A 14,498-nucleotide genomic window follows, 5' to 3' on the forward strand; every position below is an offset into this window, starting at 1 on the left:
GAAGGTGGCTTTTTGTTGATGGGTTATTGAATTAAGCGCCTGTTCTGTTGCTTAATCAGTATCAACAGGACGCAGGAGTATAAATAATGAAAACCGCTTACATCGCAAAACAACGCCAGATCAGTTTCGTTAAATCCCATTTTTCTCGCCAGCTGGAAGAGAAGCTTGGCCTTATTGAAGTGCAGGCGCCGATTCTGAGCCGCGTGGGTGACGGGACGCAGGATAACTTGTCTGGTTGCGAAAAAGCGGTACAGGTAAAAGTGAAAACACTGCCAGACGCCCAGTTCGAAGTGGTTCACTCCCTGGCGAAGTGGAAGCGTCAAACCCTGGGACAACACGACTTCAGCGCGGGCGAAGGGCTTTACACGCATATGAAAGCCCTTCGCCCCGATGAAGACCGCCTCTCCCCCATTCACTCTGTCTACGTTGACCAGTGGGACTGGGAGCGCGTAATGGGTGACGGCGAGCGTCACGTCGGTACGCTGAAATCTACCGTTGAGGCGATCTACGCCGGGATCAAAGCGACCGAAGCGGCCGTGAGCAAAGAGTTTGGTCTGGCACCGTTCCTGCCGGAAACGATCCACTTTGTTCACAGTCAGGAGTTGCTGAGCCGTTTCCCGGATCTGGATGCCAAAGGCCGTGAACGCGCGATCGCCAAAGAGCTGGGCGCGGTATTCCTGATCGGCATTGGCGGGAAATTGTCTGATGGTAAACGTCACGACGTCCGTGCGCCGGATTACGATGACTGGAGCACCGTGGGCGAGAGCGAATATGCCGGTCTGAACGGCGATATTCTGGTCTGGAACCCGGTTCTGGAAGATGCGTTTGAACTCTCTTCGATGGGGATCCGCGTGGATGCTGAAGCACTGAAGCGTCAGCTGGCCGTGACCGGTGATGAAGATCGTCTGCAACTGGAATGGCACCAGGCGCTGCTGCGCGGTGAAATGCCGCAGACCATCGGCGGTGGTATTGGCCAGTCTCGTCTGACCATGCTGCTGTTGCAACTGTCCCATATCGGTCAGGTACAGTGTGGGGTCTGGCCGCAGCAGGTACGTGAGAGCGTCGGTTCTCTTCTTTAATTAACGTCGCCAGCGTCTGAGCAGGCGGCTACGCAACCCGGTATCAAAGCGCCAGATGTGATCGAAGATGCGCATGATGCCGGGTTTTCCATGTGCAGACATCGCCACGGCATGGAAACGGTGCTGGTGCACGCGCTGCATCTCCTTCACTTTATTCACGACGTCGTCCGGCAGCCGCTGGGCAATAAAATCGGAAATCACCACCGCATCCGCGTCGTACCAGTCTCCGCCCTGCATGCGCTCAATGATGCTGCGAAAACAGCTGGCCAGATCGGTGCCGCCGCGAAAGCGCTGGCTTAAAAAGCGGATCGCCTGCTCCAGCCCCTGTGGGCTGGTCAGTTCATACCCCACCACTTCGCTGGAAAATAACATGATGTAGCAGCGACGACGATCGGCGAGCGCCACGCGCATCAGAGCCAGGCAGAACGCTTTTGCACACTGCTCGTTAAATCCCCCCATCGATCCGGACGTATCTACGCAAACAATGAATGGACCGCGCGGTTGCTCATCAAAGTCCTGATGCACCACCGGGCGCTGGCTGATTTTTTCGCGCCAGGCTTCGCCATGCAACCGATAGGTAAGAAGCTGTTTTTCCACCAGACGGCGATAAAACTCATACTCCAGTTCGGTCATTCCCAGCGTGCTGAGTTCCGTAGGCAACAGGCGCAGGATATCATCGCTTTGCTGTAAGCCGTCCACCTGCTCCGGTACGGTGGACGGCTCGCGTACCAGCGTACGGAAGGTTTCCATCGGCGCATCTTTCTTTGGAACTGACCTAGCCTCCCGGGAACGACCAAGCTGTTCAGCAAGCTTCATCAGCTCCGGCTGTTGTGCCAGAAAGTCGCCGTACTTCACGATCAACTGATAATCGCCACGTTTTAACTGACCGGCACTCATATCCCAGAGTCGACCGGCGGCGTTTTCATTCTCCACCAGCACCTGTTCTAGCTGGCCGCTTAACGTCATCCGCTCCTGAACTTCGCTTAACAGCTGTTCGCGCTCTTCGTCCAGCAACTGCTGGTTGAGAGAGGTGGCCTGAACGACAAGACTGAGCCGCCAGCGCTGTAAAAACAGCGTATGCAGGGCGGGAGTAAAGCTGGGGTTGTCCGTGACCAGCGCTCTGGCCTGGCTGGCAAACGGGGAGTGAACGTTATCTAGCAGCGTCAGGGTTTGCTGTAGCTGGGCAATAAACTGCGGCGTTGAAAGCCGCTGGCACTGCTGGTAACCAGCCACTTCCTCTGTCAGTTCCGGCGGGACTTCCGTCTCCTTAAACCGCTGGCGCAGGTTATCGCGCCAGCGGGGAAGATCGTCCGTCATTGCTTTTCTGAGCTTCGGGAATTTTTCAAAGAAGGCCGCCAGCTGCGGTGAAGCGAGCAGGGTAATGACGACCTCTTCGATCAACCCTTCCTCGCTAACCGCCAGCATGACGTTAAGCGTGTCCAGCGTTAGCATTGACGCGCCTGTTTAATCTGCGCGCTGACATCCTGCAAGCTGGCTTCAATGCGACCTAACCAGTCGCTATGGATAAAGAGGCATTTCTGCTGCTCGCTGAAGCGCGTGTGCTGCTGATGCCATTCGTTATCCAGCGCTTCGAGCTGCTGTTTGATCTCCTCCGGAAGACTGTCAGAGGCCGTGCCCGGCAGCGCCAGGCGCGATCCCTGAAGGCTGACGTCGCGGATCACAAGGTGCTGGCTGCTGTCGACTTCCATCGACAGCGGCTGTGCAAAGCCGATACCGTTGAGTTTACCGCGGATCTCGCCGCCCTTATCCAGCCACTGAACCAGCGCAACGCGTTCGATCGTCACGTGCACCACCTGCATATCATGAAGCTTCAGCGGCTGCTGAAGAAGAAGCGTGAGCGAGGCGTCAGTCAGCTCGGCTGGCAGTTCATAGTGCGGTTTACGGGCAAACATCCCGCCGAGACGGTTCACCTTCAGCGCGGTTTTGTCACTTTGCTGCTGCTGAAGCTGAAGACGACGTTGGGCAATCGCCCCCAGTTGATTAAGCATGGATTGCTGACCCCACGCGTGCCCGGTCATCAAAACGTCCAGCTGCTGCTGCATCAGATTCATCCCTTCTGCGTCGTGCCACAGACAGTCTTTCAGCAGGATCAGATCGATGGGGGCGACAGCATCGCGGCCGCTGAACAGGGCGCTTGCCTGAAGCAGACGAATGGCTTTTTTCCAGCGACGGTCGGAGACGTACGGCGCGGAGGGCAATAAATCAAGCTGCTGGCGCAGCATGAAGATCAGCTCAAAGACGGCATCGGGCAGCTTAATTTTGCCTATCTCTTCCTGCCACTGGTCATACTCTTCGTCCGTGACCTGTAATGATGGTGCCACCGGATTTTCGTTTTCGTCCTGCTGGCTTACCAGCATTGAGCGGAAGTTCGATTTGTCCTGGACTTTATCCAGCCACAGGCGGATCAGCATGCGGTCATACAGCGCTTCAAGGCTGCTGTCGGCTTCGGGAAGTTCGTTAGACGCGGCCACCAGCAACCGCATGGGGATCTTCTCTTCGCTCGCGCCGTTGCGGAAGCGGCGTTCGTTGATTGCCGTCAGCAGGGTATTCAGAATGGCCGGGCCGGCTTTCCAGATCTCATCAAGAAAGACGATTTCCGCTTCCGGGAGATAGCCCGCCGTCAGACGTTCATAGCGTCCCTCATCTTTTAACGCCTGAATGGAGAGCGGGCCGAAAACTTCTTCCGGCGTGGAGAAGCGCGTCATCAAATACTCGAATGCGCGAGCGTTCTGGAAAGCGAATTTGAGGCGGCGTGCGATCAGACTTTTGGCAATGCCCGGCGGACCCAGCAGAAACACGCTTTCCCCGCTCAGCGCCGCCAGTAAACAGAGGCGAATGGCGTGGCTACGCTCGTATAGGCCTTTCTCCAGCGCACTGCTGAGGCGGGAAATTCTTTCTGCTAATAAATGTGAGTGAGCCATAATAGTTTTGCATCCTTTCGCCGTCGTGGCGGCTAATTGAAGCGAGTATAGACGTTTCGGTCTGGCCAGGTAATAGGCTGAAGTGCGGCGCTATTTTCTTTGCGCTACATTAATGCGGCTGCATTTAGGGGTACGATTTTGCATTGAATCGTGCATACTGTGCGCTTTTTGTGGGCCAAGGGACTAAGCACACATTTGTTATTCAAACGAAAAGACTAGTCTATGAGCACTGATAATAAGCAATCATTACCCGCAGTAACGCTTGCAGCGATCGGGGTTGTCTACGGTGATATCGGCACCAGCCCGCTTTATACGCTTCGTGAATGTTTGTCCGGTCAGTTTGGTTTTGGTGTAGAGCGTGACGCCGTATTTGGTTTCCTCTCGCTCATCTTCTGGCTGCTGATCCTGGTGGTCTCCCTTAAGTATCTCTCTTTCGTTATGCGGGCTGATAACGCGGGCGAGGGCGGTATTCTGACCCTGATGTCCCTTGCTGGGCGCAATACGTCTGCAAGAATGACCTCCGTGCTGGTCATCATTGGCCTGATTGGCGGCAGCTTCTTCTATGGGGAAGTCGTGATTACGCCAGCGATTTCGGTGATGTCGGCCATAGAGGGGCTGGAGATTGTCGCGCCACAGCTTGATACGTGGGTGGTGCCACTCGCTATTATCGTGCTGACGTTGCTGTTTGCTATACAAAAACACGGTACCGGGCTGGTGGGTAAGCTGTTCGCGCCTATTATGCTGGCCTGGTTCCTGATCCTGGCGGCGCTGGGCTTACGCAGTATTATCGCCAATCCGGATGTCCTGCATGCGCTGAACCCAATGTGGGCGGTGCATTTCTTCCTGGAATATAAAGTGGTGTCGTTTGTGGCGCTGGGCGCGGTAGTGCTTTCCATTACCGGTGTTGAAGCGCTGTATGCAGATATGGGCCACTTCGGGAAACTCCCAATTCGCGTCGCCTGGTTTAGCGTTGTTCTGCCTTCACTGGTGCTGAATTACTTCGGCCAGGGCGCGCTGCTGCTTGCCCATCCTGAAGCGATTAAAAACCCGTTCTTCCTGCTGGCGCCGGACTGGGCGCTGGTTCCGATGCTGATCCTGGCGACGCTGGCGACGGTCATTGCCTCTCAGGCTGTTATTTCCGGCGTATTCTCCCTGACGCGTCAGGCCGTGCGTTTGGGTTATCTCTCCCCAATGCGCATTATCCATACCTCTGAGATGGAGTCAGGCCAGATCTACATTCCGTTCGTCAACTGGCTGCTCTATTTCGCGGTGGTGATTGTTATCGTCAGCTTCGAGCACTCCAGTAACCTGGCGGCGGCGTACGGTATCGCGGTGACCGGAACGATGGTGTTGACCTCTATTCTCTCCACCACCGTGGCGTACCGTAACTGGCACTGGAATAAGTTCCTCGTGGGGCTGATCCTGGTTGGCTTCCTCTGTATCGACGTACCGCTGTTCTCTGCGAACCTCGATAAGATTGTCTCCGGTGGCTGGCTGCCGCTGACGCTGGGTCTGGTGATGTTCATCGTGATGACGACGTGGAAGAGCGAACGTTTCCGCCTGCTGCGTCGTATGCATGAGCACGGTAATTCTCTGGAGGCGATGATCGCCTCGCTGGAGAAATCCCCGCCGGTGCGTGTGCCGGGTACGGCGGTGTATATGTCTCGTGCGCTGAACGTGATCCCGTTTGCGCTGATGCATAACCTTAAGCACAACAAAGTGCTGCACGAGCGCGTGATCCTGCTGACGCTGCGCACCGAAGATGCGCCGTATGTTCACAACGTGCGACGCGTACAGATTGAGCAGCTGTCGCCAACCTTCTGGCGCGTGGTGGCAAGCTACGGCTGGCGCGAAACGCCGAACGTGGAAGAGGTATTCCACCGCTGCGGTCTGGAAGGGCTGAGTTGCCGCATGATGGAGACATCGTTCTTTATGTCCCACGAGTCGCTGATCATCGGCAAGCGCCCATGGTATCTGCGCCTGCGCGGCAAGCTGTATCTCATCCTGCAGCGTAACGCCCTGCGTGCGCCTGACCAGTTTGAGATCCCGCCCAATCGCGTGATTGAGCTGGGGACGCAGGTCGAGATTTAAGTCCTTTTAAAAAATGCCGGGTGGCGCTGCGCTTACCCGGCCTACCAGATCCTCAACATACCCGCCAAAATCACCTCAATATTTCACTTAGCGAAACGTTTCGACGCCGATCACAAATCCGTTACGTCATGATGGTTTTCTGAACACTTCTGCGGCTACACTGTTTTTAGCGAAACGTTTCGCTAGTGGAGCAAAAAATGAAGAAAGGCACAGTACTCAACTCAGAAATATCATCGGTGATTTCCCGTCTTGGGCATACCGATACGCTGGTGGTTTGCGATGCAGGCTTACCGGTTCCGCGCAGCACAACCCGTGTCGATATGGCGTTAACGCAGGGCGTACCCTCGTTCATGCAGGTACTGGAAGTCGTGACGGCGGAGATGCAGGTTGAGGCGGCCATTCTCGCGGCGGAAATCAAACAACATAATCCGCAACTCCACGAAACGTTGCTCAGCCACATTGAGCAACTGCAACAGCACCAGGGAAACACCATAGAAATTCGTTACACAACTCACGAGCAGTTCAAACAACAAACCGCAGACAGTCAGGCGGTGATTCGCAGCGGGGAGTGTTCCCCGTATGCGAATATCATTCTCTGTGCTGGCGTCACCTTCTGAGGCCATCATGGACGCATTACTGCAACTCAAAGGGATCGATAAGTCGTTCCCGGGCGTTAAAGCCCTCTCCGGCGCGGCGCTGAACGTCTATTCCGGGCGCGTAATGGCGCTGGTGGGCGAAAACGGCGCGGGCAAATCCACCATGATGAAAGTGCTGACCGGGATCTATCAACGCGATGCCGGTTCGCTGCTGTGGCTGGGTAAAGAGACCACCTTCAACGGCCCGAAATCCTCTCAGGAAGCGGGCATTGGCATCATCCACCAGGAGCTGAACCTGATCCCGCAGCTCACCATTGCGGAGAACATCTTCCTCGGCCGTGAGTTCGTGAACCGGTTTGGCAAAATCGACTGGAAAACCATGTATGCCGAAGCGGACAAACTGCTGGCGAAGCTGAATCTGCGCTTTAAGAGCGACCGACTGGTGGGCGACCTTTCCATCGGCGATCAGCAGATGGTGGAGATCGCGAAGGTGCTGAGCTTCGAGTCGAAGGTCATCATTATGGATGAACCGACCGACGCCCTGACCGATACCGAAACCGAATCCCTGTTCCGCGTGATCCGTGAGTTGAAATCCCAGGGGCGCGGCATTGTCTATATCTCTCACCGCATGAAAGAAATTTTCGAGATCTGCGACGACGTCACCGTCTTCCGCGACGGGCAGTTCATTGCCGAGCGTGAAGTGGCCACGCTGACCGAAGATTCGCTGATTGAAATGATGGTGGGACGTAAGCTCGAAGACCAGTATCCGCGTCTGGACAAAGCGCCAGGAGAGATCCGCCTGAAGGTGGATAACCTCTGCGGGCCGGGTGTGGATGACGTCTCCTTTACCCTGCGCAAGGGCGAGATCCTTGGCGTCGCGGGCCTGATGGGCGCGGGACGTACCGAACTGATGAAAGTGCTCTATGGCGCACTGCCGCGCACCAGCGGCTACGTTACCCTTGACGGCCATGAGGTGGTCACCCGCTCGCCGCAGGATGGCCTGGCGAACGGCATTGTCTATATCTCCGAAGACCGTAAGCGTGACGGCTTAGTGCTGGGCATGTCGGTAAAAGAGAACATGTCCCTGACCGCGCTACGCTATTTCAGCCGCAGCGGCGGCAGCCTGAAACACAAAGATGAGCAGCAGGCGGTCAGCGATTTTATCCGTCTCTTTAACGTTAAAACCCCATCGATGGAGCAGGCGATTGGCCTGTTGTCCGGCGGTAATCAGCAGAAAGTGGCGATTGCCCGCGGGTTGATGACGCGCCCGAAAGTACTGATCCTCGATGAGCCAACTCGCGGCGTTGACGTGGGCGCGAAAAAAGAGATCTATCAGCTGATTAACCAGTTCAAGGCCGACGGTCTGAGCATCATTCTGGTCTCTTCCGAGATGCCAGAAGTATTAGGCATGAGCGATCGCATTATCGTCATGCATGAAGGGCATCTCGGTGGTGAATTTACTCGCGAGCAGGCCACCCAGGAAGTTCTGATGGCTGCCGCTGTGGGCAAGCTTAATCGCGTGAATCAGGAGTAAGAAGATGACTACCCAGGCTGTTTCTGGTCGCCGCTATTTCACAAAGGCATGGCTGATGGAACAAAAATCGCTGATTGCCCTGCTGGTGCTGATCGCGATTGTCTCGACCATGAGCCCGAACTTTTTTACCGTCAATAACCTGTTCAACATTCTTCAGCAGACCTCCGTCAACGCCATTATGGCGGTGGGGATGACGCTGGTGATTTTGACCTCGGGTATCGATCTGTCCGTCGGTTCCCTGCTGGCGCTCACCGGTGCGATTGCCGCGTCGATTGTCGGTATTGAGGTCAACGCGCTGGTGGCCGTTGCTGCTGCGCTGGCGGCAGGTGCGGCAATTGGCGCGGTAACCGGCGTGATTGTGGCAAAAGGCCGCGTACAGGCGTTTATTGCCACGCTGGTGATGATGCTGCTGCTGCGCGGCGTCACCATGGTGTACACCAACGGTAGCCCGGTGAATACCGGCTTTACCGAAAACGCCGATCTATTTGGTTGGTTTGGTATCGGACGCCCTCTGGGTATCCCGACGCCAGTCTGGATCATGGCTATCGTCTTCCTGGCGGCGTGGTACATGCTGCATCATACCCGTCTGGGTCGTTATATTTATGCGCTGGGCGGTAACGAATCGGCAACGCGTCTGTCCGGTATTAGCGTCAACAAAGTTAAAATTATCGTTTACTCCCTGTGCGGTCTGCTGGCATCTCTGGCGGGCATCATCGAAGTGGCGCGCCTCTCTTCCGCGCAGCCAACGGCGGGTACGGGCTATGAGCTGGATGCCATCGCGGCAGTGGTTCTGGGTGGTACGAGCCTTGCGGGCGGTAAAGGTCGCATTGTTGGGACATTGATCGGCGCACTGATCCTCGGTTTCCTGAATAATGGCTTGAATTTGTTAGGTGTTTCCTCCTATTACCAGATGATCGTTAAGGCAGTGGTGATTTTGCTGGCGGTACTGGTAGACAACAAAAAACAGTAACTGACGACACTACAGGACATCTTAGATATGAACATGAAAAAACTGGCTACCCTGGTTTCTGCTGTCGCGCTGAGCGCAACCGTAAGTGCTAACGCCATGGCGAAGGACACCATCGCGCTGGTTGTCTCTACCCTGAACAACCCGTTCTTCGTCTCCCTGAAGGATGGCGCGCAGAAAGAAGCAGACAAACTGGGTTACAACCTGGTGGTGCTGGATTCTCAGAACAACCCGGCGAAAGAGCTGGCTAACGTTCAGGACTTAACCGTTCGTGGTACCAAAATCCTGCTGATCAACCCAACCGATTCCGACGCGGTCGGTAACGCCGTGAAGATGGCAAACCAGGCGAAGATCCCGGTCATCACCCTTGACCGTCAGGCAACGAAAGGGGATGTGGTCAGCCACATTGCGTCTGATAACGTACTGGGCGGTAAAATCGCCGGTGACTACATCGCGAAGAAAGCAGGTGAAGGCGCGAAAGTGATCGAGTTGCAGGGTATCGCCGGGACTTCCGCAGCCCGTGAACGTGGTGAAGGCTTCCAGCAGGCTGTAGCGGCGCACAAATTCAACGTGCTGGCGAGCCAGCCGGCAGACTTCGACCGTACAAAGGGCCTGAACGTCATGCAGAACCTGCTAACCGCGCATCCTGATGTGCAGGCGGTATTCGCACAGAACGACGAAATGGCGCTCGGTGCGCTGCGTGCGCTCCAGACTGCGGGTAAATCAGATGTGATGGTTGTCGGATTTGACGGCACGCCGGATGGTGAAAAAGCAGTAAATGATGGCAAACTGGCTGCGACCATCGCTCAGCTGCCTGAGCAGATTGGCGCGACTGGCGTGCAAACTGCCGATAAAGTGCTGAAGGGCGAAAAAGTTCAGGCCAAATATCCTGTTGACCTGAAACTGGTCATTAAGCAGTAAAGGCGATTCAGGCAGTCGCTGGCTGCCTGAGGGACACCAAATAAAAGAAAAGTGTGGCATACGCCACCGGGTAATACCGGTGGCGCTCTCAGATGGACACCTCAATACATGAAAACCGCAGGCAACCTCGTCGTCCTTGGCAGTATCAATGCCGATCACATTCTTAACCTTGAAACGTTCCCCACTCCGGGCGAAACCGTCACCGGCAATCAGTATCAGGTCGCGTTCGGCGGTAAGGGTGCAAACCAGGCAGTTGCCGCCGGACGCAGCGGGGCAAATATCGCGTTTATCGCCTGTACGGGTGATGACGATACCGGCGAGCGCGTACGCAAACAGCTGGCAAGCGACAAAATCGACATCGCACCCGTCAGCGTGGTTGCAGGGGAATCTACCGGCGTGGCGCTGATTTTCGTCAATGCGGAAGGTGAGAATGTCATCGGTATTCATGCGGGGGCTAATGCCGCGTTAACGACTGAACGCGTCGAAGCGCAGCGTGGGATCATCGCCGGAGCGGAAGCCTTGCTGATGCAGCTGGAGTCACCGGTTGAAAGCGTGCTGGCCGCTGCGAAAATTGCGCATGAAAATCATACGTCTGTCGTACTTAACCCGGCGCCTGCCCGTGTATTATCAGACGAGCTGCTGGCGCTGGTGGATATCATCACCCCGAACGAAACCGAAGCGGAAAAGCTGACGGGTATCCGTGTCGAAAATGATGACGATGCCGCGCGTGCCGCGCTTGCGCTGCATGATAAAGGCATCGGCACCGTGATCATCACCCTCGGCAGCCGTGGGGTGTGGGCAAGCGTCAATGGCGAAGGCCGTCGCGTGCCGGGCTTTAAGGTCAAAGCCATTGATACCATCGCCGCAGGAGACACCTTCAACGGTGCGCTGGTAACGGCGCTGCTGGAAGGAAAAGCAATGGATGACGCGATCCGCTTCGCGCATGCCGCCGCCGCGATTGCGGTGACGCGTAAAGGCGCTCAGCCTTCTGTTCCATGGCGTAAAGAGATTGATGAATTCTTAAGTCAGCAGGGGTAACGCTTGGCCACAATGAAAGATGTCGCCCGTATGGCGGGCGTTTCTACCTCGACTGTCTCCCACGTTATCAATAAGGATCGCTTCGTCAGCGAGGCGATTCGGGAGAAAGTTGACGCTGCAATTAAAGAACTCAACTATGCGCCGTCTGCGCTGGCCCGCAGCCTGAAGCTTAACCAGACGCGCACCATCGGCATGCTGATCACCGCCAGTACCAACCCTTTTTATTCTGAACTGGTGCGCGGCGTGGAGCGCAGCTGCTTCGAGCGCGGCTACAGCCTGGTGCTGTGCAATACCGAAGGCGATGAGCAGCGCATGAACCGAAACCTGGAGACGCTGATGCAAAAACGCGTCGACGGGCTGCTGCTGCTCTGTACCGAAACGCATCAACCCTCGAAAGAGATTATCCAGCGCTACCCTTCTATTCCTACGGTCATGATGGACTGGGCGCCGTTCGACGGCACCAGCGATCTGATCCAGGATAACTCGCTGCTGGGTGGCGATATGGCGACTCAGCATTTGATCGACAAAGGTCATACCCGCATTGCCTGTATTACCGGCCCGCTGGATAAAACCCCGGCGCGCTTGCGTCTGGAAGGCTATCTTTCGGCCATGGAACGGGCGGGGCTTGCCATTCCTGATGGCTATCGCATCACCGGCGATTTCGAATTTAATGGTGGATTTGAAGCTATGCAGAAACTGCTGGCGCAAGAGCCGCGCCCGCAGGCGGTGTTTATCGGTAACGATGCGATGGCATTCGGAGCTTATCAGGCGCTGTATCAGGCGGGATTACGTGTTCCGGACGACATGGCGATCGTCGGTTATGATGATATCGAACTGGCGCGCTACATGACGCCGCCGCTGACCACCATTCATCAGCCGAAGGATGAACTGGGTGAGCTGGCCATCGATGTGTTGATCCACCGCATGGCTCAGCCCACGCTGCAACAGCAACGTTTGCAGCTTACTCCTGTTCTGATGGAACGCGGTTCGGTTTAGCCTTCTCTTTATGACGCTCTTTAATCAGGTTCCGGCCGTCTTTTGGTTTTAACAACATAAAGACCACCGCCGATACCACGGTAAGCGCGCCCATGGTGATAAAGGTATAGTGGAACTGCTCAACGGTATTTGTACCGTCAAACCCTTCATAAAACCGCAGTACCGCCGCGCTCACAGCAACCCCGAGGCTGATCGACAGCTGTTGAGTGACCGCCAGTACGCTGTTGCCGCTGCTGGCATTCTCGTCGGTGAGGTCCCCAAGGGTGATGGTGTTCATCGATGTAAACTGCGTCGACATGGCCATACCCAGCACAAACAGCGGCAGGATCAGCATCCAGATGGGTAACGCCGCAGATTGCAGGGAGAACTGCGCAATCATCAATCCAATAAAGATCGTCACGCCAACCAGCGTCTTACGATAGCCAAACCAGCGCAGCACCTGCGTGACCGTCGATTTTGCCAGAATTGAGCCCATCGCTGTGGGGGCCATCATGCAGCCAGCAATCAGGGCCGGATAGCCGAAACCGACCTGGAGCATCAGCGGCATCAGGAACGGTACGCAGCCCGTGCCCAGACGCGAGGCAATATTGCCCGCGATCCCGACGGAAAACGTTCGGGTGTTAAACAGAGATAAAGAGATAAGCGGTGTCGGATGGCGACGCGCATGACGGATATATAGAAGGAACAGCAGAATACCGCTAAGAATGATGGCCAGCGCCAGCCACGTCGCTACGATTTTCTCGCCAAACAGCTCCATCCCGCTGGAGAACAGGACCAGGCTCAGGCCAAACAGGAAGAAGCCGCCCATATCGAAGCTGCGTCGTGGTGTGGTGAAGTTCGGCATATATTTGCGGGCATAGATTAGCCCTGCCACACCAATTGGAATATTAATCAGGAAGATCCAGTGCCAGCTTGCCCAGGTCACCAGTACGCCGCCGAGAACCGGGCCAAGTATCGGGCCGACCAGCCCCGGCATAGTCACAAAGTTGAGCACCGGGAGCAGTTCGCTGCGCGGATAGGCGCGCAATAACGCCAGACGCGCGACGGGCATCATCATCGCGCCGCCTATCCCCTGTAGAACGCGGAAGATAACCAGTTCCGTCAGAGAGGTAGAAAGGGCGCAAGCCAGAGAACCGAGGGTGAACAGCGTCACCGCCAGCATAAACACTTTGCGCGTGCCGAAACGATCGGCCAGCCAGCCGCTGACCGGAATGAGCATCGCCACCGTCAGGGTATAACTGATGATGGCGGATTGCATCGCCAGTGGGGAGCGGTTAAGGCTTTGGGCTATTGCGGGAAGGGCGGTATTGAGGATAGTGGCATCCAGTGCCTGCATAAAGAACGCCATGGCTGCAATCCACGGCAATCCGGCCATACTGCGTGCTTTTTTCTCTGTCATTTATTTACCTGCTGGTGGGTTGGCGCCGCCAGCAACGCCTGGCACGCACTCAGGGCTCGCTGCCCGTCGCTTTCCTGAATGGCATCGACTATCGCCTGATGCAGATCCAGCTTCACCACCTCATCCTGTGTGATAGAGGCAAAGTAAGTGTGGTACACAGAATGGAATAAAGAAGCAAAGGAGGTCAGGAAAGGATTTCCGCTCATATTATAGATATGTTCATGCCAGGCCATATCGACCTCTATCCAGCGCTCGCGGTTAAAGTGCTTTTTCAGATCCACCATCTCTTCCATAAAAGTATTGAGCTGCGCTTTTTGCTCTGCTGTGCCGAGCGTGGCGGCAAGCAGACAGGCCTGAGGCTCAAGACTGCTGCGCATGACCAGAAAGTGATCGACGACCTGATTAAAGTTATCTTCGGTCATCCACCAGGTGAGTAACTCCTGATCGAGAAAGTTCCAGTTCCCCTGAGGCATAACGCGGGTGCCAATGCGCGGGCGTGGAAGCACCATCCCTTTCGCCGTTAATGTTTTTACCGCTTCGCGAACGGCGGTACGGCTTACACCAAACTGATCCCCCAGCTCCATCTCGCTGGGCAGGATGCTACCTGGGGCATATTTACCCGCTAAGATCAGCTGAGCCAGCTTTTCTGCCAGCACATAGGACAGGTTTTTTTGAGCTGCCAGCTGTTGTGCGCTTAATGGCATCACTTTTATTCCTTAAATATTGATGCGGCTAATTATGCCATCTCAGGGGTGATTGTGGTTGCAGATACATCAATTAGAACAATTTGTAGCTTGATCTCATCGCTTTTGGTGAAAAAAAACACGGTCAGAAACTTTTTTTAAATTACCTCTTGTCACTTCAGAAGAACTCCCTATAATGCGCCTCCACTGACACGGAACAACGGCACGCAAGCCGCCGGGTCAGCAGAGAAA

General features: G+C 55.6%; 12 protein-coding genes. 8 read left to right on the top strand and 4 right to left on the bottom strand.

The window, feature by feature from the left end; translation table 11 throughout:
* The first annotated feature begins 86 nt into the window (after positions 1-86).
* Positions 87-1,079, top strand: coding sequence for an aspartate--ammonia ligase (gene asnA / locus ACOT1A_RS10535; protein WP_003862385.1), 993 nt, complete (start codon positions 87-89; stop codon positions 1,077-1,079).
* Here asnA and viaA read toward each other — a convergent pair whose 3' ends face one another.
* Complete coding sequence (gene viaA / locus ACOT1A_RS10540) at positions 1,080-2,531, bottom strand: ATPase RavA stimulator ViaA (RefSeq protein ID WP_048966198.1); 1,452 nt, start codon at positions 2,529-2,531, stop codon at positions 1,080-1,082. It lies immediately after the preceding gene.
* Positions 2,525-4,021, bottom strand: a complete 1,497-nt coding sequence (gene ravA / locus ACOT1A_RS10545; protein WP_022649869.1) for an ATPase RavA — start codon at positions 4,019-4,021, stop codon at positions 2,525-2,527. Before ravA ends, viaA begins: the two co-directional genes overlap by 7 nt.
* Before the next feature lie 222 nt (positions 4,022-4,243).
* Here ravA and kup point away from each other — a divergent pair, with 222 nt between their 5' ends.
* The 7 genes from kup to rbsR all read left to right on the top strand — a co-directional run bounded on the left by kup (position 4,244) and on the right by rbsR (position 12,164).
* The gene (gene kup, locus ACOT1A_RS10550; RefSeq protein ID WP_006808744.1) at positions 4,244-6,112 is read left to right on the top strand and encodes a low affinity potassium transporter Kup; all 1,869 of its coding nucleotides are present in this window, start codon (positions 4,244-4,246) and stop codon (positions 6,110-6,112) included.
* Positions 6,113-6,309: 197 nt separating this feature from the next.
* A complete protein-coding gene (gene rbsD / locus ACOT1A_RS10555) occupies positions 6,310-6,729 on the top strand; it encodes a D-ribose pyranase (RefSeq protein ID WP_038414969.1) in 420 nt (139 codons plus the stop codon).
* A 7-nt stretch (positions 6,730-6,736) separates the two neighbouring features.
* Positions 6,737-8,242 (top strand): ribose ABC transporter ATP-binding protein RbsA, encoded by a 1,506-nt coding sequence (gene rbsA, locus ACOT1A_RS10560; protein ID WP_022649867.1) that lies wholly within the window; start codon positions 6,737-6,739, stop codon positions 8,240-8,242.
* 4 nt (positions 8,243-8,246) lie between these two features.
* Positions 8,247-9,212 carry a ribose ABC transporter permease gene (rbsC, locus tag ACOT1A_RS10565; RefSeq protein ID WP_022649866.1) on the top strand — a complete coding sequence of 322 codons (966 nt, stop codon included), beginning with the start codon at positions 8,247-8,249 and terminating at the stop codon, positions 9,210-9,212.
* 27 nt (positions 9,213-9,239) lie between these two features.
* Positions 9,240-10,130 (top strand): ribose ABC transporter substrate-binding protein RbsB, encoded by an 891-nt coding sequence (gene rbsB / locus ACOT1A_RS10570; protein WP_003862397.1) that lies wholly within the window; start codon positions 9,240-9,242, stop codon positions 10,128-10,130.
* A gap of 108 nt (positions 10,131-10,238) precedes the next feature.
* Positions 10,239-11,168, top strand: coding sequence for a ribokinase (rbsK, locus tag ACOT1A_RS10575; RefSeq protein WP_022649865.1), 930 nt, complete (start codon positions 10,239-10,241; stop codon positions 11,166-11,168).
* 3 nt (positions 11,169-11,171) lie between these two features.
* Positions 11,172-12,164 carry a ribose operon transcriptional repressor RbsR gene (rbsR, locus tag ACOT1A_RS10580; RefSeq protein WP_072202236.1) on the top strand — a complete coding sequence of 331 codons (993 nt, stop codon included), beginning with the start codon at positions 11,172-11,174 and terminating at the stop codon, positions 12,162-12,164.
* On the opposite strand, the gene mdtD is transcribed toward rbsR, so the two are convergent.
* Together mdtD and ACOT1A_RS10590 are read right to left on the bottom strand one after the other, a co-directional pair.
* Positions 12,130-13,563 carry a multidrug transporter subunit MdtD gene (mdtD, locus tag ACOT1A_RS10585; protein WP_023305119.1) on the bottom strand — a complete coding sequence of 478 codons (1,434 nt, stop codon included), beginning with the start codon at positions 13,561-13,563 and terminating at the stop codon, positions 12,130-12,132. The two genes, rbsR and mdtD, sit on opposite strands and share 35 nt — an antisense overlap.
* Positions 13,560-14,267: a FadR/GntR family transcriptional regulator gene (locus ACOT1A_RS10590; RefSeq protein WP_023298937.1), complete on the bottom strand. Its 708-nt coding sequence runs from the start codon at positions 14,265-14,267 to the stop codon at positions 13,560-13,562. The genes mdtD and ACOT1A_RS10590 overlap by 4 nt, the downstream gene beginning before the upstream one ends.
* Between the last annotated feature and the right edge of the window lie 231 nt (positions 14,268-14,498).

Source organism: Enterobacter cloacae complex sp. SYL003, from assembly GCF_049236925.1.
Classification (GTDB): domain Bacteria; phylum Pseudomonadota; class Gammaproteobacteria; order Enterobacterales; family Enterobacteriaceae; genus Enterobacter; species Enterobacter intestinihominis.